This is a genomic window from Serratia sp. T13T92 (assembly GCF_047530105.1).
In the GTDB taxonomy this organism is placed as follows: Bacteria; Pseudomonadota; Gammaproteobacteria; order Enterobacterales; family Enterobacteriaceae; genus Chania; species Chania fonticola.
In genome coordinates, this window is record NZ_JBLJAK010000023.1 from 1 (window position 1) to 20,946 (window position 20,946).

A 20,946-nucleotide genomic window follows, 5' to 3' on the forward strand; every position below is an offset into this window, starting at 1 on the left:
GTAATAACAAGAAATACAGATATAAACCGATATGTGATTTTGCGTCACATGCCGGTTTACAAGGGATTAAAGGGGTATTGGAGGTAATGAGAGATAACTACAGATAAACTATTCAGATACCGTCGCCATACTCAAACCCGTGATTGGCACCGTTGAAGTACTGGTTCATATCCATCGATGGCGTATCGCTTTCCGGGCGGCCAACAATACGTGCGGGCACGCCTGCGGCGGTGGTATGTGGCGGCACGGGTTGCAGCACTACGGAACCAGCACCGATCTTGGCCCCTTTCCCCACTTCAATATTGCCGAGGATTTTAGCCCCCGCGCCAATCATCACGCCTTCGCGAATTTTAGGGTGGCGATCGCCGCTGGTTTTACCTGTCCCGCCCAGGGTTACCGACTGCAGGATAGAGACGTTATTCTCCACTACGGCGGTTTCACCGATCACAATGCCGGTGGCGTGGTCGAGCATGATGCCGCAGCCGATGGTGGCTGCCGGGTGAATATCCACCCCAAAGGCGACCGAGATTTGATTTTGCAGGTAGATCGCCAATGCCTGGCGGCCCTGCATCCACAACCAATGGCCGATGCGGTACGCCTGCAAGGCATGGAAACCTTTCAGGTACAGCAGCGGCGTTGAATATTTATCTACTGCGGGGTCGCGCAGCCGCACCGCCAGAATATCGCGGGCCGCTGAGACGATCATTTGAGCGTCGGAACGATAGGCATCTTCCACCACCTCACGCACGGCAATCGCCGGCATGATCGGATTGGCCAGTTTGTTCGCCAGAATATAGCTGAGCGCACTGCCCAGATTTTCATGCTTGAGCAAGGTCGCGTGGAAAAAGCTAGCCAGCATCGGTTCACAATCTGCCAGTGCTCTCGCCTCTGATTTAATGCTGCTCCAGACCTGTTCTAACTCTTCTGACGACATCGCTTCCTCTCTGCCAAAACAGACTACCCCGCCTGATCCCGGCAGGGTAACCTAATCAAATTGTCGCGGCGCGATACATTGCTGCACCGCAGCCAAGGTCAAGCACTGTGCTTTTCGTCTTTCTTGGTGCGCCCAAGCAGAGTCAACGCTGCCTCGCGGGCATTTTTATCACAGTACAGCACCTGATAGATCTGTTCGGTGATCGGCATTTCCACGCCAAAGCGCTGCGCCAGCGCCAATACCTCTTTGGTATTGCGATAGCCTTCAACCACCTGGCCGATGCTATCCTGCGCTTCCTGCACGCCCTTGCCTTGCCCCAGCATAATACCGAAACGACGGTTGCGCGATTGATTATCCGTACAGGTTAACACCAGATCGCCCAGCCCAGCCATGCCCATAAAGGTGGAAGGATCGGCACCCAATGCCGAGCCGAGACGGCTCATTTCCGCCAGGCCACGAGTGATCAATGCGGTACGCGCGTTGGCACCAAAACCAATACCGTCAGACATACCGGCACCGATAGCAATCACGTTTTTCACCGCCCCACCCAGCTGTACCCCGATGAAATCCGGGTTGCTGTAGACGCGGAAGCTTTTGCCACAGTGCAGCAGTTGCTGTAAATCTTCGGCAAACTGCTCGTCGGTGGCGGCGAGGGCGATCGCCGTTGGCAATCCGGCCGCCAGCTCTTTGGCAAACGTTGGCCCAGAAACGACCGCCAGTGGGATGGTATCCCCCAGAGCTTCACGAGCCACGTCTTGCAACAGCCGCCCCGTTTCCGCTTCCAGACCTTTGGTCGCCCATACGATACGGGCATCCGGGCGCAGATGAGGTTTCAGCTGACGCAATACGTCACCAAACACGTGGCTAGGCACCACCACCAACACATCACGGCTGGCCGCTAATGCACGAGCAAGATCGGTTTCGAGCAACAGGGTATCGGGGAAAGGGACGCCGGGAAGGAATGCCTGATTGCAGCGATCGCGCTGCATAATCTGGATCTGCTCGGGGTTATGCCCCCACAGCACTACCGGGTGGCCGTTACGCGCCAGCGTAATGGCTAAAGCGGTGCCGTACGAGCCGGCACCGATTACAGTCATTGAAGCATTGACGGTATTCATCAGGCATCCTGATGAGGTTCAGCGCTTTCGCCTTCCGCCTGCTGCTGCAAATAGCTCATGAACAGTGCGTCAAAGTTTACCGGTGCCAGGTTCAACTGCGGGAAGGTACCGCGAGAAACCAGGCTGGTGATGCACTCACGCGCATACGGGAACAGAATGTTCGGGCAGTATGCACCCAGGCAATGTGCCAGTTGCGTGCCTTCGATACCGGAGATGGAGAAGATACCTGCCTGCTGGACTTCACACAGGAATGCGGTTTCTTCACCCAGAGAGGCGGTAACGGTAACGCGCAGTACCACTTCGTAGACGTCGTCTGCCAGGTGGCTGGAAGCCGTATCCAGATCGAGCTTAACTTCTGGCTGCCATTCTTGCTGGAATACCTGCGGAGCGTTTGGCGCTTCGAATGAGATATCCTTGGTGTAAATGCGTTGGATCTGGAAAGCCATCTCTGTGCTGTTTTGTTCTGACATGTGTGTAATACCCTTGGTTAAATATCCTTATAGACACTCAGTGGTTGCAATACCCACATCTTGGCAGTGGGACCGCCGCTGGTTTACAGCAGCGGATCCAGCCCACCGCGAGCATCAAGTGCATGTAAATCATCACAGCCGCCAATATGTTGGCCATCGATGAAAATCTGAGGCACGGTGGTTCGCCCACTGCGCGCAATCATTGCTTCGCGCTTGACGTTATCACCATCGATGGCAATCTCGCTAAACGCAGCTCCCTTGCTGTTCAGCAGCGCCTTGGCGCGATGACAGAACGGGCAGGTTGCCTTGGTGTAGATCTCAATGTTAGCCATGGAAACCCCTTCAATCACACTAAAATTTACTTGCCACGCGCCAACGGCAGGTTTTCCCCACTCCAGCCGGCAATGCCGTCTTTCAGGGTATAGACCTGTTCAAACCCGGCTTTGCTCAGGTTTTCTGCGGGTTCGCGTGAGGCGGTGCCATTGGCACAGACCACGATGACCGGCTGGGCCTTGTGTTTGTCCAGTTCGCCGAAGCTGCCGGTTTTGATCTCGCTCGCCGTCAGGTTGATCGCGTTGGCGATATGGCCTCTGCGGAAATCATCACGGGTACGGGTATCTACCACTACCGCGTCTTCTTTATTAATCAAGCGAGTAGCTTCACCGCGGGCGATCTCTTTAACCTTGGAGAAACGGCTCTTGAAGGTCATGACGATCACGGCAGCCAGCAGACCGACCCAGGCCAGACTAAGTATGGGGTGCCGGCTAACAAATTGCATAATTTCTTGCAGCATGGGGTGTAACAACTCCCGTCAGTTAAGGGAAAAATAAGTCAAGGTTTCAGAGTATACCTGCCGAATGCGTCAAATACAGCCAATAAGCAAACGGGAATGCAGAAACTGCGGAGTACACTGGAAAATTACCGTCATGACGTTGAGAAAGTCGAGGCTGTTCACCGCATCTTTGATCTCTTTGGGCTCTTTTTAGTCGGCCACATTGTAGTATCATCAGGTTCCAGAGGGTGAATAGCCATCATTCCAGTGCCAATGGGCTGATGGCTATTCACAACTTAAAACGATCATAAAGAGGTTACTGCAATGTCGAGCAAGAAAAAGCCCATGGTACTGGTGATCCTGGACGGTTACGGCCACCGGGAAGAGCAACAGGACAACGCGATCCTGAACGCCAAAACGCCGGTCATGGACCGTCTGTGGCAACAACAGCCACATACCCTGATTGCCGCTTCCGGTCTGGATGTCGGCCTGCCTGATGGCCAGATGGGTAACTCGGAAGTCGGTCACGTGAACCTCGGCGCCGGCCGCATCGTGTATCAGGACCTGACCCGTCTGGATAAAGAGATCAAAGACGGTGACTTCTTCACCAACGCAACGCTGACCAGCGCCGTCGACAAGGCCGTGAAGGCAGGCAAAGCGGTACACATCATGGGCCTGATGTCCCCTGGTGGCGTCCACAGCCATGAAGAACATATCCTGGCGATGATCAAACTGGCCGCACAGCGCGGAGCCAAAGCGGTTTACCTGCATGCCTTCCTGGATGGACGCGACACTCCACCGCGCAGTGCTGAAAATTCACTGAAACGTTTCAGTGATGAATTTGCCACGCTGGGTGCCGGGCGTATCGCCACGGTGATCGGCCGTTACTACGCGATGGATCGTGATAATCGTTGGGACCGCGTACAGCTGGCCTACGATCTGATGACTCAGGCCAAAGGCGAATTCACCGCCGACAACGCCGTGGCCGCGCTGCAGGCTGCCTATGCCCGCGGCGAAAACGACGAGTTCGTTAAACCGACCGTGATCCAGGCAGCGGGCGAAGCCAGCGCCGAAATGAACGACGGTGACGCGTTAATCTTCATGAACTTCCGTGCCGACCGTGCGCGCCAGATCACCCGCGCCTTCGTCAATGCCGATTTCGACGGCTTCCCACGTAGTAAAGTGGTCAAGTTTGGTGATTTTGTCATGCTGACCGAATACGCCGCCGACATCAAAACCGCCTGTGCCTATCCACCAGCCTCGCTGGCCAACACCTTCGGTGAGTGGCTGATGAAGCACGACAAAACCCAGCTGCGCATCTCGGAAACCGAAAAATACGCCCACGTCACCTTCTTCTATAACGGCGGCGTCGAAGAACCGTTCAAAGGTGAAGACCGTATTCTGATCAACTCGCCAAAAGTGGCCACCTACGATTTACAGCCAGAGATGAGCTCCGCCGAGCTGACCGAAAAGCTGTTGGCAGCCATCCACAGCGGTAAATATGACGCCATCATCTGTAACTACCCGAACGGCGACATGGTTGGCCACACCGGTGTCTATGATGCAGCCGTCAAAGCGGTAGAAACCCTGGATAACTGTATTGCGCAAGTCGTTGAAGCGGTGAAAGCCGTTGACGGCCAACTCTTGGTTACAGCCGATCACGGTAACGCCGAGCAAATGCGCGATCCGGCTACCGGCCAGGCGCACACTGCCCATACCAGCCTGCCAGTACCGTTGATCTACATCGGTAAAGCCGCCAAAGCGGTGGAAGGTGGCAAACTGTCCGACATCGCTCCAACCATGCTGTCACTGATGGGAATGGAAATCCCGCAAGAGATGACTGGTAAGCCGCTGTTCATCGTGGAATAATCCTTCCCCATGAGGGAGAAGGCGAATTTTGCACTATCAAGGGTAACCCGAAGCGCAAACTCAGGCAGCCAGCCGCTGCCTGAACGCTCTGCGCCACGGAAGTTAACCACTATCTGCGCCAGCGTGTTTTTCGCTGGCGCATTGCTGTTGCCATTCACCGGCAACGCCGCGGAAGATAACAAATCCCAGCTCAAAGACATTCAGCAGAGCATCGCCGAAAAAGAAAAAGCGGTTAAACTGCAGCAACAACAGCGCAGTTCGCTGCAAAATCAGCTCAAACTCCAGGAAAAGACCATCGCGCAAGCCAGCCGTTCGCTGCGTGATACCCAAGGTACGCTCGACATACTGGGCAAAGACATTTCCGGGCTGAACACCTCCATCGCCAAGCTACAAAAACAGCAGTCCACTCAGCAGGAAATCCTCGCCAAACAGCTCGATGCCGCCTTCCGCCAAGGGCAACACAGCGCCTTGCAGTTGGTGCTCAGCGGTGAAGAAACCCAGCGCAGTGAACGCATGCTGGCTTATTTCGGCTATCTGAACGAAGCCCGCCAGCAGTCGATTGAACAGCTCAAGCAGACCCGTAAGCAATTGGCAGAGCAAAAGAGCTCGCTGGTGGCCAAACAGGGTCAGCAGAAATCCTTGCTTGGCGAGCAACAAACCCAGCAGCAAAAGCTGGAACAGGCGCGCATCGCCCGTAAAAAAACCCTGACCGCGTTAGAAGCCTCGTTGGAAAAAGATCAGCAGCGGCTGGTGGAACTGCGCCAGAACGAAACCCGTCTACGCGATCAGATCGCCCGTGCCGAACGTGAAGCCCGCGCCCGAGCCGAACGCGAAGCGCGTGAAGCGGCCAAGGTGCGTGAGCAGGTCAAAGTCAAAGAGCAGCAGGCGAAGAAAACCGGCACCAGCTATAAGCCGAGCGAAGGTGAGCGTTCACTGATGGCGCGAACCGGCGGTTTAGGCAAGCCTGGGGGGCAAGCCGTATGGCCGGTGCGTGGCCGCATCGAACATCGCTTTGGCGAGCAACTGCAAGGTGAGTTACGCTGGAAAGGCATGGTGATCTCCGCAGCCGAAGGCAGCGAGGTGAAAGCCATTGCCGATGGCCGCGTGCTGCTGGCCGACTGGCTGCAAGGCTATGGCCTGGTGGTCGTAGTCGAACACGGTAAGGGCGATATGAGCCTGTATGGCTACAACCAGAGCGCTTTGGTTAGCGTCGGGGCGCAGGTGCGTGCCGGTCAGCCTATCGCCCTGGTCGGTACCAGTGGTGGTCAGGGAACGCCATCGCTCTATTTCGAAATCCGTCGCCAGGGTCAGGCCGTTAACCCACAGCCGTGGTTGGGAAGATAGATTTGTACTATAGCAAAACGCGTACTGCCCTGTTGCTGAGTGCGCTGCTGTTCGTTAGCGCAGCACAGGCAGGCAAGCTCTCTATCGTGATCGATGACGTGGGCTATCGCCCACATGAAGAAAATGCCGTACTGCAAATGCCGACGGCGATCTCCGTTGCCGTGCTGCCCAATGCGCCTCACGCCCATCTGATGGCCACCAAAGCCCATAGCCAAGGCCGTGAAGTGCTGATCCACATGCCCATGGCTCCGCTCAGCAAACAGCCGCTGGAGCGCGATACCTTACAACCCTCCATGAGCAGTGAAGAAGTGCAGCGTATCATCCGTAACGCGGTGAATAACGTGCCTTTTGCGGTGGGCATGAACAACCATATGGGCAGCGCCATGACCTCCAGCCTGCCGGGCATGCAAAAGGTCATGCAGGCGCTGGAAAACTACCATCTCTATTTTCTCGACAGCATGACCATCGGCAACAGCCAGGCCACACATGCGGCGGCGGGCACCGGCGTGAAGGTGATCAAACGCAGGGTGTTCCTTGACGATACGGCCAACCCTGACGATATCCGCCGCCAGTTTAATCGTGCCGTCGAACTGGCGCGCCGCAACGGATCGGCCATCGCCATCGGCCATCCGCGCCCGGCAACGGTAAAAGTGCTGCAACAGATGCTGGCTACGCTGCCTTCAGACATCGTGCTGGTGAAACCCAGCTCGCTGCTCAATGAACCGCAGCAGAGTGGAAGCGGCTATGTGCCGCCATCCAAGCCACACAAACCGCAGCCGAAAAATCCGTTCACCGGGGGCATCAAGCAGTGCAAAGTTAAATTACCGCAGGAAGGCGTGAATGCCAGCCATGCACTGGGCATCATTGCAGAAAGCGTGGCGCAATCGCCGGTCGTGATGGTGATCAAACGCCATTGGCAGCACTGGATGGGTTCAGAGTCGACCAAACCATAAGATAAAAGGCGGGGCTTACGCTCCGCCTTTCATTAATGACCAAGTAGCCAAGGGGCGCCGCATGCAGCGCCCGCTTAGCCAATCACATCAATCCCAGCTCAGTACCACTTTCCCAGACTGCCCGGAACGCATGGCGTCAAAGCCCTGCTGGAACTCGTCAATCGAGAAACGGTGGGTGATGATCGGCGTCAGATCCAGACCGGATTGGATCAGTGCCGCCATCTTGTACCAGGTTTCGAACATTTCGCGGCCGTAGATCCCTTTGATAAACAGCCCCTTGAAGATCACCTGGGTCCAGTCAATCGACATATCCGAAGGTGGGATCCCCAGCATCGCAATACGGCCGCCGTGGTTCATGGCATTGAGCAACGAACGGAACGCCGGTGGCGCACCGGACATCTCCAGGCCCACGTCAAACCCTTCGGTCATGCCCAATTCGGCCATCACGTCCGTCAGGTTTTCTTTGCTGACGTTTACCGCACGGGTTACACCCATCTTGCGCGCCAGTTCCAGGCGATATTCGTTCACGTCGGTGATCACCACGTGGCGTGCACCAACGTGTTTACATACCGCAGCGGCCATAATGCCGATTGGGCCTGCGCCAGACACCAGCACGTCCTCCCCAACCAGGTCGAAGGAGAGCGCGGTATGCACGGCGTTACCAAACGGGTCGAAGATCGAGGCCAGCTCGTCCGAGATATTGTCCGGGATTTTGAAGGCGTTGAACGCCGGGATCACCAGATATTCGGCAAATGAACCTGGGCGGTTTACGCCCACGCCGGTGGTGTTGCGGCACAGGTGCGTACGGCCACCACGGCAGTTACGGCAGTGGCCACAGGTGATGTGCCCTTCGCCAGAAACGCGATCGCCGATGCTGAAGCCTTTGACCTCCTGGCCGATGGCGACCACTTCACCCACATATTCGTGGCCCACGACCATCGGTACCGGAATGGTTTTCTGCGACCATTCGTCCCAGTTATAGATATGCACATCAGTACCGCAGATAGCGGTTTTGCGGATCTTAATCATGACATCGTTGTGGCCCAGCTCAGGCTGAGGCACATCGGTCATCCAAATACCTTCTTCCGCTTTCAGTTTTGCTAACGCTTTCATCGAATTACCTTATGCAATAACGCCAAGCGTCTTACCGATGCGGATAAACGCCTCAACGGCACGTTCAATCTGCTCCGGTGAGTGATCGGCTGACATCTGGGTGCGGATACGTGCCTGACCTTTTGGCACCACCGGGTAGAAGAAACCAGTAACGTAGATGCCTTCCTTAAGCAGTGCGTTGGCGAAATCCTGCGCCAGTTTTGCTTCACCCAACATCACCGGGATGATGGCGTGATCGGCCCCGGCAAGCGTAAAGCCCGCTGCGGTCATTTTTTCGCGGAACAGGCTGGCATTGGCCCACAGACGATCGCGCAGGGCGTCCCCGTCTTCGAGCAGTTCCAACACCTTGATCGAGGCTGCAACAATGGCCGGCGCCAGCGAGTTGGAGAACAGATAAGGACGTGAACGCTGACGCAACCACTCAACAACCTCTTTCTTGCCAGCGGTATAGCCGCCGGAAGCTCCGCCCAGCGCCTTACCCAAGGTGCCGGTGATAATATCGACGCGGTCCATCACTTCGCAGTATTCGTGCGTCCCACGCCCGTTGGCGCCGACAAACCCCACCGCGTGGGAGTCATCGACCATCACCAGCGCATCGTATTGGTCCGCCAGATCGCACACGCCCTTCAGGTTGGCGATCACACCGTCCATAGAGAACACCCCGTCGGTGGCGATCATGATGTGGCGCGCACCGTCTGCCTTGGCCTGCTTCAGCTGCTCGGCCAGTTCACTCATGTCGTTATTGGCATAGCGATAGCGCTTGGCCTTGCACAGGCGCACGCCGTCGATGATCGAAGCATGGTTCAGCGCGTCGGAAATAATGGCGTCTTCCGGGCCCAGCAGGGTTTCAAACAGGCCACCGTTGGCGTCAAAACAAGAGGAGTAGAGGATCGCATCTTCCATTCCCAGGAAATCGGCCAACTTTTGTTCCAACTGCTTATGGCTATCCTGTGTACCACAGATAAAACGCACTGACGCCATGCCGAAGCCATGGCTGTCCATCCCAGCCTTTGCCGCCGCGATCAGCGCCGGGTGGTTAGCCAGCCCGAGATAGTTATTGGCGCAGAAGTTGATCACCTGGCGACCATCGGCCACCGAGATATCGGCCTGTTGGGCCGACGTGATAATGCGCTCTTGTTTAAACAGCCCTTCGGCGCGAGTGGTAGCAAGCTGCTGTTCCAGCTGCTGGTAAAAAGACGCAGACATTCGGTCATCTCCAGGATAGGGGCATTTTCGGCATATTTTACTGCTTTGTTACTAAACTGACGACATTCCGCCACAGAGAATCTGAAAATTGCAGCAGATATCACGGCAAACCGGCACATCGTGTAACGGCACGGGATATTAAGAGCCGTACCGATGTTCCCAATGGCATGAAATGCTATTATAGGCAGCATATAGGGTGGAGCATTGTGCACCACCGGGAAGAACACAGGGGTAAACCCAATGATTATCGTCACTGGCGGCGCTGGCATGATTGGCAGCAACATCATCAAGGCACTGAATGAAAACGGATATCGCGATATCCTGGTGGTGGATAACCTGAAAGATGGCACCAAATTCGTTAACCTGGTCGACCTTGATATCGCTGACTATGTCGATAAAGAAGACTTTATCGCCAGCATCATGGCCGGTGACGATTTGGGCGAAATTGACGCCATTTTCCATGAAGGTGCCTGCTCCTCCACCACCGAGTGGGATGGCAAATACATGATGGATAACAACTATCAGTATTCCAAAGACATCCTGCATTACTGCCTGGATCGTCAGATCCCGTTCCTGTATGCCTCTTCTGCTGCCACCTACGGCGGCCGCACCGATAACTTTATCGAAGAGCGTCAGTTTGAGCAGCCGCTGAACGTTTACGGCTACTCCAAATTCCTGTTCGACCAATACGTGCGCGAGATCCTGCCAGAAGCGGATTCGCAGGTGTGTGGCTTCCGTTACTTCAACGTTTACGGCCCGCGTGAAGGCCATAAAGGCAGCATGGCCAGCGTAGCGTTCCACCTGAACAACCAGATCAACCGCGGCGAAAATCCAAAACTGTTCGCCGGCAGCGAAAACTTCAAGCGTGACTTCATCTACGTCGGCGACGTGGCGGCAGTCAACCTGTGGTTCTGGAAGAACGGTGTATCCGGCATCTTCAACTGCGGTACCGGCCGTGCGGAAACCTTCCAGGCGGTGGCCGATGCAGTGGTGGAATATCATCAGTCCGGTGCCGTGGAATACATTGAGTTCCCGGAAAAGCTGAAAGGCCGCTACCAGGCTTACACTCAGGCCGATCAAACCAAGTTGCGCGCTGCCGGTTATGACGCACCGTTCAAAACCGTGGCCGAAGGCGTGAAAGAATACATGGCCTGGTTGAATCGTCCCGCTTAAGCGCTGAAGGAAGTTACTCACGGTATGAAAATACTGGTCATTGGCCCTTCGTGGGTTGGCGATATGATGATGTCGCAAAGTCTCTACCGCACCCTGAAGGCCGAGTACCCGTCGGCAGAAATCGATGTGATGGCACCTGCCTGGTGCCGTCCTCTGCTGGCGCGGATGCCCGAAGTCAACCAGGCGTTGGCAATGCCGCTGGGCCACGGTGCCCTGGCATTGGGCGAACGCCGCCGTCTTGGCCATGCGCTACGCGCTAATGGCTATGACCGTGCCTATGTGCTGCCCAACTCATTCAAGTCTGCCCTGGTGCCCTTCTTTGCCAACGTGCCGCAGCGTACCGGCTGGCGCGGCGAGATGCGCTACGGCCTGCTCAACGATCTCCGCGTACTGGATAAAGCGGCATTTCCACTGATGGTGCAGCGCTATGTCGCGCTGGCCTATGACAAGCAGCGGATACAGCGCGCCGAAGATCTGCCGCAGCCGATACTCTGGCCGCAGTTGCAGGTCAGTGACGAAGAGATTGCCGAAACCACTTCGGCGTTTAATCTCACCGATCACCGGCCCATTATCGGTTTTTGCCCAGGCGCCGAATTCGGCCCGGCCAAGCGCTGGCCGCATTACCACTACGCCACGCTGGCGCAGATGCTGATCGATGCAGGCTATCAAATCACCCTGTTTGGTTCGGCCAAAGACCACGAGGCCGGTGAGCAGATCCGTGCCGCCTTGGCGGAAAAATCTCGCGATTTCTGCTTCAACCTGGCCGGGGAAACCCAGCTCGAACAGGCAGTGATCCTGTTGGCCTCCTGCCGGGCCGTGGTCAGTAACGATTCCGGCCTGATGCACGTTGCAGCAGCGTTGAATAAACCTCTGATAGCCTTGTACGGCCCAAGCAGCCCGGACTTCACCCCACCGCTGTCCCATCAGGCCAAAGTGATCCGCCTGATCAGTGGTTATCACAAGGTACGCAAAGGCGATGCCGACCAGGGTTATCACCAGAGCCTGATCGACATCCAGCCACAGCAGGTGTTAGACGCGCTGACGCCGTTACTAGCCGCCAGCGAGGAATAATCATGCAGGTGCTGATAGTAAAGACCTCTTCGATGGGGGATGTGCTCCATACGCTGCCGGCCTTGACCGACGCGATGCATGCCATCCCCGGTATCCGCTTCGATTGGGTGGTGGAAGAGGGGTTCAGCCAGATCCCTACCTGGCATCCGGCGGTGGATCGCGTGATCCCGGTAGCCATTCGCCGCTGGCGTAAAAATTGGTTTGGTAGTGAAACGCGCCAACAGCGCTGCGATTTCAAGCGCCAGGTACAGGAGCGCAACTATGACCTCGTGATCGACGCCCAGGGCCTGATCAAGAGTGCAGCGTTGGTGACACGCATCGCGCACGGCAGCAAACACGGTCTGGACTGCAAAAGCGTCCGTGAGCCTTTTGCCAGCTGGTTCTATAATCATCGCCATGAGATCGACAAACAGCAGCATGCGGTGGAACGCATTCGCGAGCTGTTCGCTAAGAGCCTGGGGTATGCAAAGCCACAGAGCACGGGTGATTACGCCATTGCCGCTCGTTTTCTGAGCCAACCACCCGCCGATGCCGGGCAATATCTGGTGTTCCTGCACGCCACTACGCGGGATGAAAAACACTGGCCGGAGGCAAACTGGCGCGAATTGATCGCACTGATCGCTCCGAGCGGCATAAACATCAAGCTACCTTGGGGTGCTGAGCACGAACGCCAACGCGCTTTACGGCTGGCAGAAGGGTTTGAACATGTTGAGGTGTTGCCCAAGCTCAGCCTGCAACAGGTTGCCGAAGTGCTGGCTGGGGCAAAAGCCGTGGTGTCGGTCGATACCGGGCTAAGCCACCTTACCGCCGCGCTGGATCGCCCGAATATCACCCTGTTCGGCCCGACCGATCCGGGGCTGATTGGGGGTTACGGGCAGAATCAGCACTCACTGATTTCGCCGGAAAAAAGCATGGCCACTCTCACCGCCGACGCCGTTTGGACAGAACTGCAAAAGGTTATTGAATGAAAAAGCTGCATATTATCAATTTAGGCAAGATGGGCGGGGTTGAGCGCCTGTTCCTGCAGTATATCAATGATACCCACGACGGCAGTAACCAGGTGATTTGCGTCAGCAGCGAAGTTGGCGAAGAGATCCGCCAACAGATGCCGAACCAGCAGGTCACCTTTGCCAACCGGCTGTTCAATTCGCTCCCTCTGCGTTGCCCACAGTTTCTGCGCAAATACCTGCTGCAAAGAAAAATCGAGCGGGCAAACGCCGACGTCATTATCGTGTGGGATCTGATCCCAGGGCTGGCGGCCAAGCCCAAGCGTGGCAAACTGGTTTATTACGATCATGGCTGCTCATGGCGCTACGCCAAAAACCACAAGACGTTGCGCTTTTTCGCCATGCTGGACGGCGTGATTTCTGCCTCCCATGCCTCAAAACGGGTAATGGAGCTGCGTTTTAATCTACCTTGCCCGAATCCAGTGGTGATCAACCGCATCAAAACGCCTACCGGGATCGGTGAAACGCCAAAATCATTGGTACAGCCGATCAGAATTGGAACCGCCTCACGCCTGGTGAGCCTGAAAGGCATCAGCGTTTCTTTGCTGATGATGCAGGAGCTGCTGCGCCGTGGGCACGACGTTTATCTGGAAATTGCGGGCAAAGGCCCGGATCGGGCAGCGTTTGAAGCCCTGGCAGCCAAACTGCAGCTCGGGGAGCGGGTGGTTTTCAGCGGGTTTCAGGATAACGTGGCAGACTTTTTCAACCGTACACAAATCTATATGAGCACACCGATCACCGAACCCTTCGGCTTATCCTGCATGGAGTCGCTCTATTTTGGCGTACCGGTGATCTTCCCCATGGTAGACGGCCAGCCGGAAGCGGTGAAAGACGGCTACTGCGGCATTGGCTTGACGCCGACGGTGTCCATTGAAGAACACCAGCGGTTAACCGGCATCAAGGTCGATTTCCCGCACGAGGTTTACGATCCCCTCTCCGACAGCCTGGTCAAGCCGAAGCTGTTGTCGCATATCGATTGCGCGGATGCGGTAGAGAAACTGCTGGTGGCGGAAACCTATCACCAGATGAGCCAGAATGCCCGGCACTACCCCGCTCAACATTTCAGCTATGCTCTGTTCAAAACAGAATTCGACGACACGCTGCAATCCTTTATTGCCTAACCGTAATGTGAGCCGGAAACCTTACTCCATGTTTAAAGAAACAGCCCCGCATCCTATTTTTAGCTACCTGATCTATCTGGGATGCGCCATTGCCTTTTGTACCATCCCTTTCGGCTTCGACACGGGGCGTAACCTGTTTTATGTCTCCAGCTATATCTCCTTTATTGCCGTTTGCCTGCACTTAAGGTACTTCCTGAAAAACAAAAGAAACCTGATCCTGCCGCTGCTGTTTTTCTGCGTGGGTATGGGAACGATTTTCTGGATGAACCATTTCAAGCAGCCCGGCGAATACATCAATATTTACCGCTCGTATATGTCGACCGGTAAGCTGCAGATTGCCACAGCGTTTATTTTACTGATCGCGCTGAACGAGCGCCTTTGCATGCAGCGCGCCTTTATTGTCGTGGCGCTGGCTTGCGGCTTGGCCGTCAATGGTTATGCGCTTTATCAGGGCCTGCGGTTAGATATCTCGCGCGTGGAGCTTAACTTCGACCGGGCCACCGTCGTTGCCTACCTGATGACCGCCATCAGCCTGGTCATGATGAAGGCGATACTGATGCTGCGGACCAAGTATCGCATCCCGCTGTACGTGGTTGGCTTCTTGCTCACCTTCTCCACTCTGATCCTCACCGGAACGCGGGCGGCCATACTGGTGTACCCCGTTGCCATCTGCCTGTCCCTGTTGGCAACCAAAGATCTGGTGACCCGCAAACATAAGATCCAGCTGGTCGCCTCGGTGCCTTTATTGCTATTGGCCTGCGGCTTCGCTTTTAAGTCACAGATCGAACAGCGCGTTGCCGATTTCAAAACCAATCTGCAAATGATCGACCAGCCCGAAGTGGATAACTCGATTATTTCGCGCTTGACGATGCAGGTCATCGCCATACGCACTGGCTCGCTTGCACCATTGGGGCAATCTGCCGAACAGCGTGGGGAAGAGATCCGCGCCATCATTGCGCAGGAGCCGCGGTTGTACGGGGTAACGCCTTACATCAACGTGCATCTGCATAACGAGCTGCTGGAAACCTATTCGCTCAAAGGCCTCTGGGGAAGTTTGTTGTTATTGGCGCTCTACATCGGCCTATTCATCTCCTCATTTAAGCCGTATCGCAATGCGCTGTTGCTGGGGGTGACCTTCAGCCTGTTTGTCTACGGGCTTAGCGACGTTATTTTCTTCAGTACCGAAGGCACGGCAGTCTTCTGCCTGGCCATAATCGCCAGCGTGCTGTCGGTGAAAAAGCGTCAGGAACCGTCAGTATGAGTTCGTCACCGCTGCTGCTTAGCTTTATTGTGCCGATTTACAACAATGAAGACTTTGTCATCGCCAGCCTGAGCTCGTTATACGATCAGATCGGCGATGATATTGAAGTGGTGATTATCGATGACGGCTCAAGCGATGCGTCAGCGGCCTTGGTGAACCAGTTCCTGGCTGCCAGACAACATCCGCATAGCAAATTCATTACTCAGGCAAACCGCGGCGTTGCCCACGCTCGTAACGTCGGTTTGCAACACGTCAGCGGACGCTACGTCGCGTTCCTGGACGGCGACGACCTGCTGAGCAGCGACTATCTGGCGATCCTGCGCCCGCTGTTACTCACGGGCAAAGATGACCTGATTGATTTCAACTATCAGAAATTCTCTGGCAGCCCGCCAGCAGTGCCCGCCAATAGCGAGGTACGCTACCGCATCTACGATTTCGAACAGCACGGCCTGGCCAGTCTGAAGCCGCTGTTCGCCCACTCAATGTGGCACGTCTGGAGCCGGATTTACCGGCGTACGCTGCTGGCTGGGGAAACGTTCGAAAACGGCCGCCGCTATGAAGACGTGATCTTCACGCCGTTCCAATATTTCAAAACCCGCCACATCGCTCATCTCGACCACTCGCTCTACTTCTATCGGGATAATGACCGGGGGATCACCCGCAACATCCGGGCGAAAGATAGTGAAGATATGCTGTTTGCCATGCAGAAGATGCTGCGCTTCGTGGACGCTCATCGCGGTGATGAGCCACTGCGGCAGCTGGCTGCCCTGATGCTCGCCAACGCCTTCTCGGAGTTAAAGGCCATGTCGAAGGCGGTCTACGGCTATTATCACTACCCGCCGGAAACCCTGGCGATCCTGCGCCAAACGGCAGCCCTGTGTAGCAACAGCGACGTTCCGCACAAGAAAGTCCGCCAGATGCGTTTCGCGCGCGTGGATACCTGCTTATCTAAACTTCGTTGGTGGCTGAAAAAACGCTAAACACACTGGGCGCAGCATGCAGCGCCCCTACGTTGGAAGTCCGGTGGGTTTGTCAGCTGTCTCAAGACCAATACGTTCATCCTCAAGGTTTCAGCGGAACATGGGCTACAATTTCGTCATACACCCGCTGCGGTTGTATAACCCCCACCGGGCCTTCCGCTTCCAATGGCATGGTGTAGCCCGTGCGTGACTGATGAATGATACGGTGCAGTTGGTGATCCTGGATCGGCCCGGTTGAGCGCGGATCGGCGGTGACAAACAGGCTGATGGTCTTGGTTTTCAGGGCCACTGCCAGATGGAGCGGCCCGGTATCGCCGGTGACCAGCACATCGAGGCTGCTGATCAGCGTCAGCGCCCCTTGCAGCCCGGTCTTGCCGATCTGGTTATCAACGCAGGCCTGGGTATTGGCATTGATCAGCCGCTGGAACTGCTGGGCTTTTCCTTCTTCCATTGGCGCGCCGATCAGCACGAAGCGCATGTTGTCATAGCGAGCAACCAGCATATCCGCCAGTTTGGCAAAGTGCCCCACCGGCCAGCAGCGTGATTCTGTTGAAGCGCCTAGCTGGAAACCAATGGTGCAGAAATCAGGATTTTTAATTCCTGGCGTATAAGGGGCCGGTATTTCCATGGTCGGATCGTCGCTGCGGCAGCCCAGAATAGAAACCAACTCCAGCTTACGGCGGATAAAGTGGCCGTAATAATGGAATACGTAGTTGGTCAGCCAAGGCTCCAGCCCGCAGATCCCCGAACTGTAGTTATCCCGGATGACATATTTAGCCCCGGCCATAATGGCGCTGATAATGTCATAGGGCAGGTGTGAATGCATGATCAGCGCCAAATCAGGCTGATGCTCACGCAACGATTTCAACAGCGGCCCCAGGGTCTTTATTTTGCTATTCCAGTAAACGACGCGATCGTAATAGCGGCCGTTTTCTACCAGTTCCCTATTCTTTTCATGTACCACCAGCGTGATATGCGCCACCGGGTAGCGTTCGCGCATCGCTCTTAACACCGGGGTATTGAACATGAAATCCCCCAGTGCCGTCGTGGAATAAATCACGATATTCTCGAACTGGAGACGGCTGTCGAAAGTCGCTGGCGGCTGGAAACGGCCATGCTTTGCCGTATAGCGCCGCAAGAACCAGTCAGCGGCCTTGATTTTCCATTTTTTGGACATGTTAATTCACTTTCAGTTGATAGTATTCAGCCAAGGTCATGCCAACCGTGCGCTGTTGCAACCAGGCAAACAGCTGCTCCAAATCGCGATATAACGCGTCAATATCCTGCTCGGTTTTGAACGTCGGGCTGCCTCCCGGCATAAACTCGGAGGAGTGCAGCATAAATTCGACGTAATCGTGCCCCTGCGCCAGAGAGCGTTCGACCACCAGCTTCATCTTGTCCAGATTGTTACCGGAGGGACGCAGCCAATGCACCGACGGCGAACGCTTTTTACCCCGCAGGCTGTCATAGCCCTGCTTCACCGCATTCATCAGCGCCGAATGTTTATACTGAATGCTCATTGGCACTTCCAACAGCGTGGAATTACCGTGTTGGGCGATATTGGCCGGATCGATAAAATAGGCCTGCGAGGGGAAATGACGATAGTCGGTCCCACCGTTGCCCTGCGGATTGCCGGGCGAATACTGCCAGTTAACGCGCGGAGTGACGGAACAATCGACCTGATAGCCATATTCCAGCAGCAATGAGGCATAAAACTCATTAAACGCCCAGCGCCCGGCACGGTGGCTGAGCATCTTGGTCTGGAAGGTATCTTCCAGCAGCTTGGTCATATGATCGACCTTGGCGCGAATTTGGTCGGCTGGGTATTCGATCAGATAGGGTTTATGCCGCCAGTCATCATCGGTGAGCGGCGTCAGCGGTGGGCTGTTCCAGGCGTGCAGGTGCATTCCCACTTCGCCGGTGCCGCGTGCTATCACGTCGCGGGCAAATTCAACGTACTGTGTATCCACCGCCATTTCATAGTTGGTCAGATAAACCGGCTTGCAGGCATATTTTTCACACAGCGCCTGAAAGCGCGGCAAAAAACGCGTGTTCTCGGTCGAAATGCGGTCGTGGTTTTGCCACAGATTATCGCCTTCGGTATCAATCGTGATAAGAAACGCCGGTTTAGTCATACATTGGGAACCTGATAGTCACAGATTTACATTATGTTACGCAGCCCCATTCCTCAGGGCAAACGACTTTATCGCCTCGTTTGGACAACATTGAGCCGTAATTGTCACCCTATGCCACTATTTTTTTCTGCACAGGCAAGAAAACCGAGCAACAGTAGCCACATGCAATCGGGTCATTTAGAATCAAAGATTGGTTTCCCTGAAAGCGACTGACTATGAACGACGCGCCAGCCCCTGTTTCTGCCACGCCCATACAGCGTATTCTGATCGTCAAGCTGCGCCATCATGGCGATATGCTGCTGACCACTCCGGTCATCAATACGCTGCGGCAGAACTATCCCGATGCTCAAATCGACATCCTGCTGTACAAAGAAACGCAGGAGATGTTGGCGAGCAACCCGGCGCTGTCGCAAATCTTTGTCATCGATCGCCAGTGGAAAAAACAGGGCACCAAGGCACACTTGGGCCACGAACTGCATCTGATCCGTCAGTTGCAGGCACAACGCTACGATCTGGTGGTCAACCTGGCCGATCAGTGGCGCAGCGCGTTGATTACTCGCCTCACCGGTGCGCGCATTCGTCTGGGGTTCGATTTCCCCAAGCGCCGTGGCTTCCTGTGGCGCTATTGCCACACTCAGTTGGTGCCGGTAGCCGGGCACGAGCATCTGCATACCGTTGAACAAAACCTCTCGCTGCTGCAACCGCTGGGTTTACCTGAGCAAAACCAGCAGGTCACCATGAGCTACAGCCCACAAGATTGGCAGGCCAGCCACCAGCTTTTGCAACAAAATGGCGTCACCGGTAGCTATATCGTGGTACAACCCACTTCGCGCTGGTTCTTTAAATGCTGGAGCGAAGAAAAAATGGCGGCCACCATCAGCGCATTGCAGGCCGAAGGGCACCAGTTGGTGATCACCTCGGGGCCTGATGCCAAAGAGCAGGACATGGTGGCGCAAATACTGAAACAGTGCCCACAGCAAGGGGTGGTTTCTCTGGCCGGGCAGTTGACTCTGCGTCAGCTGGCAGCGTTGATCGACCATGCCAAACTGTTTATCGGGGTAGATTCAGTCCCCATGCATATGGCGGCGGCATTACAGACGCCCTGCGTAGCGCTGTTCGGGCCATCCAAGCTGGTATTCTGGCGCCCCTGGCAGGTTATCGGCCAGGTGATTTGGGCCGGGGACTACGGCAGCCTGCCGGACCCGGATGCCATCAATACCGGCACCGATGAGCGCTACCTGGACCTTATTCCTACAGACGTGGTGATTGCAGCCGCGCGGAGCACGCTTGCATGAAAGCATTTCGCCTGGCGATTGTCCGCCAAAAATACCGCCCGGACGGCGGGGCAGAACGTTTCGTTTCCCGTGCCCTGGAGGCACTGGAACAACAAGATCTGGATCTGAACGTCATCACCCGCGAGTGGCAGGGGGACGTTAACCCAAACTGGCACATCCACCTGTGCAACCCGATGAAGTTCGGGCGCATCAGCCGCGAACGCGGTTTTGCAGAAGCAGCTCGAGCCCTGTGGCAGAAAGAGAGCTTCGATCTGGTACAAAGCCATGAACGCATCCCTGGCTGTGATATCTATCGCGCAGGTGACGGCGTCCATCGCCGCTGGCTGCTGCAACGGGCACGCCTGTTGCCGGAGTGGCGGCGCAAATGGCTGTTCTCCAACCGCTATCACCGCTATGTGATGTGTGCCGAACGCGCCATGTATGCCGCGCCAGAGCTGAAAGCGGTGATCTGCAACGCCGAGATGATCAAACGGGAAATCATCGCCGATTTCGGCGTGCCAGCCGATAAAATCACGGTGATCTACAATGCCATCGACAATCAGAAATTTTTACCGGCGAATGAGCAACAGCGGCAGCAATTGCGGGCGCAATATCAGCTCCCGCAGCAGGCGCACTGCCTGATCTTTGTCGGTTCGGGCTTTGAACGTAAAGGGCTGGCAGCCGCAATTCGCGCCGTAGCCGCCACCGACAGCTACCTGTTGGTAGTGGGTAAAGATAAAGCAGAAAAGCGTTACCGCTCACTGGCGCAAAAGCTGGGTTGTGGCGATCGGGTGCGTTTCATGGGCGTGCAGAAACAGACGTTGCCGTTCTATCAGGCCGCCGACGCCCTGTTGCTGCCAACCTTGTACGATCCATTCCCCAACGTGATATTGGAAGCCATGTCATGCGGACTCCCGGTGATCACCAGCACCACTTGCGGTGGCGCTGAGTTCATCACTCCTGGGCAAAACGGCTTTGTCTGTGATGCGCTGGACGTCAGTGCCCTCACCGATGCTATCGTTGCATTGCCGCGGCAAGCCTTGGGTTCGAGCATGGGAGAGGCGGCGCGGCTGCGTATCATGTCTGCCACGCCAGCACACCTCTCAGAACAGCTCATATCGTTGTATAACCGACTGCTGGACTAA

General features: G+C 55.7%; 20 protein-coding genes. 11 read left to right on the top strand and 9 right to left on the bottom strand.

Going from position 1 to position 20,946, the window contains the following annotated elements:
• Positions 1-112: 112 nt before the first annotated feature.
• The 5 genes from cysE to ACMV5I_RS19240 form a co-directional block, all read right to left on the bottom strand.
• Positions 113-934, bottom strand: a complete 822-nt coding sequence (gene cysE, locus ACMV5I_RS19220; RefSeq protein WP_024482900.1) for a serine O-acetyltransferase — start codon at positions 932-934, stop codon at positions 113-115.
• Between the two features lie 98 nt (positions 935-1,032).
• Positions 1,033-2,052 carry an NAD(P)H-dependent glycerol-3-phosphate dehydrogenase gene (gene gpsA / locus ACMV5I_RS19225; protein ID WP_024482901.1) on the bottom strand — a complete coding sequence of 340 codons (1,020 nt, stop codon included), beginning with the start codon at positions 2,050-2,052 and terminating at the stop codon, positions 1,033-1,035.
• Complete coding sequence (gene secB, locus ACMV5I_RS19230; protein ID WP_021181865.1) at positions 2,052-2,522, bottom strand: protein-export chaperone SecB; 471 nt, start codon at positions 2,520-2,522, stop codon at positions 2,052-2,054. The genes gpsA and secB overlap by 1 nt, the downstream gene beginning before the upstream one ends.
• 83 nt (positions 2,523-2,605) lie before the next feature.
• Entirely contained in the window at positions 2,606-2,854 is a 249-nt protein-coding gene (gene grxC / locus ACMV5I_RS19235; protein ID WP_024482902.1) for a glutaredoxin 3, read from the bottom strand.
• Between the two features lie 26 nt (positions 2,855-2,880).
• Positions 2,881-3,315 (bottom strand): rhodanese-like domain-containing protein, encoded by a 435-nt coding sequence (locus ACMV5I_RS19240; RefSeq protein WP_024482903.1) that lies wholly within the window; start codon positions 3,313-3,315, stop codon positions 2,881-2,883.
• 303 nt (positions 3,316-3,618) lie between these two features.
• On the opposite strand from ACMV5I_RS19240, the gene gpmM reads away from it, so the two are divergent.
• From gpmM to ACMV5I_RS19255, 3 genes are read left to right on the top strand one after another with little or no spacing between them, the layout of a single operon-like run.
• Positions 3,619-5,163, top strand: coding sequence for a 2,3-bisphosphoglycerate-independent phosphoglycerate mutase (gene gpmM, locus ACMV5I_RS19245; RefSeq protein ID WP_024482904.1), 1,545 nt, complete (start codon positions 3,619-3,621; stop codon positions 5,161-5,163).
• Between the two features lie 9 nt (positions 5,164-5,172).
• Entirely contained in the window at positions 5,173-6,507 is a 1,335-nt protein-coding gene (gene envC / locus ACMV5I_RS19250) for a murein hydrolase activator EnvC (RefSeq protein WP_261467548.1), read from the top strand.
• Positions 6,508-6,509: 2 nt separating this feature from the next.
• Entirely contained in the window at positions 6,510-7,460 is a 951-nt protein-coding gene (locus ACMV5I_RS19255) for a divergent polysaccharide deacetylase family protein (RefSeq protein ID WP_414825073.1), read from the top strand.
• 87 nt (positions 7,461-7,547) lie between these two features.
• On the opposite strand, the gene tdh is transcribed toward ACMV5I_RS19255, so the two are convergent.
• Both tdh and kbl read right to left on the bottom strand, forming a co-directional pair.
• Positions 7,548-8,573: an L-threonine 3-dehydrogenase gene (gene tdh / locus ACMV5I_RS19260; RefSeq protein WP_021181859.1), complete on the bottom strand. Its 1,026-nt coding sequence runs from the start codon at positions 8,571-8,573 to the stop codon at positions 7,548-7,550.
• Between the two features lie 9 nt (positions 8,574-8,582).
• Positions 8,583-9,779 (bottom strand): glycine C-acetyltransferase, encoded by a 1,197-nt coding sequence (kbl, locus tag ACMV5I_RS19265; RefSeq protein WP_024482907.1) that lies wholly within the window; start codon positions 9,777-9,779, stop codon positions 8,583-8,585.
• A 240-nt stretch (positions 9,780-10,019) separates the two neighbouring features.
• Here kbl and rfaD point away from each other — a divergent pair, with 240 nt between their 5' ends.
• The 6 genes from rfaD to ACMV5I_RS19295 are packed head-to-tail and all read left to right on the top strand — an operon-like array spanning position 10,020 to position 16,392.
• A complete protein-coding gene (rfaD, locus tag ACMV5I_RS19270; protein WP_121608312.1) occupies positions 10,020-10,952 on the top strand; it encodes an ADP-glyceromanno-heptose 6-epimerase in 933 nt (310 codons plus the stop codon).
• 24 nt (positions 10,953-10,976) lie between these two features.
• Positions 10,977-12,023, top strand: a complete 1,047-nt coding sequence (rfaF, locus tag ACMV5I_RS19275) for an ADP-heptose--LPS heptosyltransferase RfaF (protein WP_261161266.1) — start codon at positions 10,977-10,979, stop codon at positions 12,021-12,023.
• 2 nt (positions 12,024-12,025) lie between these two features.
• Positions 12,026-12,991 (top strand): lipopolysaccharide heptosyltransferase RfaC, encoded by a 966-nt coding sequence (rfaC, locus tag ACMV5I_RS19280; RefSeq protein WP_261143661.1) that lies wholly within the window; start codon positions 12,026-12,028, stop codon positions 12,989-12,991.
• Positions 12,988-14,151: a glycosyltransferase gene (locus ACMV5I_RS19285; protein WP_414825074.1), complete on the top strand. Its 1,164-nt coding sequence runs from the start codon at positions 12,988-12,990 to the stop codon at positions 14,149-14,151. The genes rfaC and ACMV5I_RS19285 overlap by 4 nt, the downstream gene beginning before the upstream one ends.
• 28 nt (positions 14,152-14,179) lie before the next feature.
• A complete protein-coding gene (locus ACMV5I_RS19290) occupies positions 14,180-15,412 on the top strand; it encodes an O-antigen ligase family protein (RefSeq protein ID WP_202810537.1) in 1,233 nt (410 codons plus the stop codon).
• Positions 15,409-16,392: a glycosyltransferase gene (locus tag ACMV5I_RS19295; protein WP_414825075.1), complete on the top strand. Its 984-nt coding sequence runs from the start codon at positions 15,409-15,411 to the stop codon at positions 16,390-16,392. The genes ACMV5I_RS19290 and ACMV5I_RS19295 overlap by 4 nt, the downstream gene beginning before the upstream one ends.
• A gap of 82 nt (positions 16,393-16,474) precedes the next feature.
• Here ACMV5I_RS19295 and ACMV5I_RS19300 read toward each other — a convergent pair whose 3' ends face one another.
• Together ACMV5I_RS19300 and ACMV5I_RS19305 are read right to left on the bottom strand one after the other, a co-directional pair.
• On the bottom strand, positions 16,475-17,569 hold the full coding sequence (locus ACMV5I_RS19300) for a glycosyltransferase family 9 protein (RefSeq protein WP_414825076.1): 1,095 nt from the start codon (positions 17,567-17,569) through the stop codon (positions 16,475-16,477).
• A 1-nt stretch (position 17,570) separates the two neighbouring features.
• Positions 17,571-18,527, bottom strand: a complete 957-nt coding sequence (locus ACMV5I_RS19305; protein WP_414825077.1) for a polysaccharide deacetylase family protein — start codon at positions 18,525-18,527, stop codon at positions 17,571-17,573.
• A gap of 215 nt (positions 18,528-18,742) precedes the next feature.
• Between ACMV5I_RS19305 and rfaQ the strand changes: the two genes are divergently transcribed.
• Entirely contained in the window at positions 18,743-19,822 is a 1,080-nt protein-coding gene (gene rfaQ / locus ACMV5I_RS19310) for a putative lipopolysaccharide heptosyltransferase III (protein ID WP_024527877.1), read from the top strand.
• Positions 19,819-20,946 (top strand): glycosyltransferase family 4 protein, encoded by a 1,128-nt coding sequence (locus ACMV5I_RS19315; protein WP_121608307.1) that lies wholly within the window; start codon positions 19,819-19,821, stop codon positions 20,944-20,946. The genes rfaQ and ACMV5I_RS19315 overlap by 4 nt, the downstream gene beginning before the upstream one ends.

Bases quoted from the DNA above. Each gene is read 5' to 3' on its own strand.
- cysE (WP_024482900.1), bottom strand. From the start codon at position 934: ATGTCGTCAGAAGAGTTAGAACAGGTCTGGAGCAGCATTAAATCAGAG.
- gpsA (WP_024482901.1), bottom strand. From the start codon at position 2,052: ATGAATACCGTCAATGCTTCAATGACTGTAATCGGTGCCGGCTCGTAC.
- secB (WP_021181865.1), bottom strand. From the start codon at position 2,522: ATGTCAGAACAAAACAGCACAGAGATGGCTTTCCAGATCCAACGCATT.
- grxC (WP_024482902.1), bottom strand. From the start codon at position 2,854: ATGGCTAACATTGAGATCTACACCAAGGCAACCTGCCCGTTCTGTCAT.
- ACMV5I_RS19240 (WP_024482903.1), bottom strand. From the start codon at position 3,315: ATGCTGCAAGAAATTATGCAATTTGTTAGCCGGCACCCCATACTTAGT.
- gpmM (WP_024482904.1), top strand. From the start codon at position 3,619: ATGTCGAGCAAGAAAAAGCCCATGGTACTGGTGATCCTGGACGGTTAC.
- envC (WP_261467548.1), top strand. From the start codon at position 5,173: ATGAGGGAGAAGGCGAATTTTGCACTATCAAGGGTAACCCGAAGCGCA.
- tdh (WP_021181859.1), bottom strand. From the start codon at position 8,573: ATGAAAGCGTTAGCAAAACTGAAAGCGGAAGAAGGTATTTGGATGACC.
- kbl (WP_024482907.1), bottom strand. From the start codon at position 9,779: ATGTCTGCGTCTTTTTACCAGCAGCTGGAACAGCAGCTTGCTACCACT.
- rfaD (WP_121608312.1), top strand. From the start codon at position 10,020: ATGATTATCGTCACTGGCGGCGCTGGCATGATTGGCAGCAACATCATC.
- rfaF (WP_261161266.1), top strand. From the start codon at position 10,977: ATGAAAATACTGGTCATTGGCCCTTCGTGGGTTGGCGATATGATGATG.
- rfaC (WP_261143661.1), top strand. From the start codon at position 12,026: ATGCAGGTGCTGATAGTAAAGACCTCTTCGATGGGGGATGTGCTCCAT.
- ACMV5I_RS19285 (WP_414825074.1), top strand. From the start codon at position 12,988: ATGAAAAAGCTGCATATTATCAATTTAGGCAAGATGGGCGGGGTTGAG.
- ACMV5I_RS19290 (WP_202810537.1), top strand. From the start codon at position 14,180: ATGTTTAAAGAAACAGCCCCGCATCCTATTTTTAGCTACCTGATCTAT.
- ACMV5I_RS19295 (WP_414825075.1), top strand. From the start codon at position 15,409: ATGAGTTCGTCACCGCTGCTGCTTAGCTTTATTGTGCCGATTTACAAC.
- ACMV5I_RS19300 (WP_414825076.1), bottom strand. From the start codon at position 17,569: ATGTCCAAAAAATGGAAAATCAAGGCCGCTGACTGGTTCTTGCGGCGC.
- ACMV5I_RS19305 (WP_414825077.1), bottom strand. From the start codon at position 18,527: ATGACTAAACCGGCGTTTCTTATCACGATTGATACCGAAGGCGATAAT.
- rfaQ (WP_024527877.1), top strand. From the start codon at position 18,743: ATGAACGACGCGCCAGCCCCTGTTTCTGCCACGCCCATACAGCGTATT.
- ACMV5I_RS19315 (WP_121608307.1), top strand. From the start codon at position 19,819: ATGAAAGCATTTCGCCTGGCGATTGTCCGCCAAAAATACCGCCCGGAC.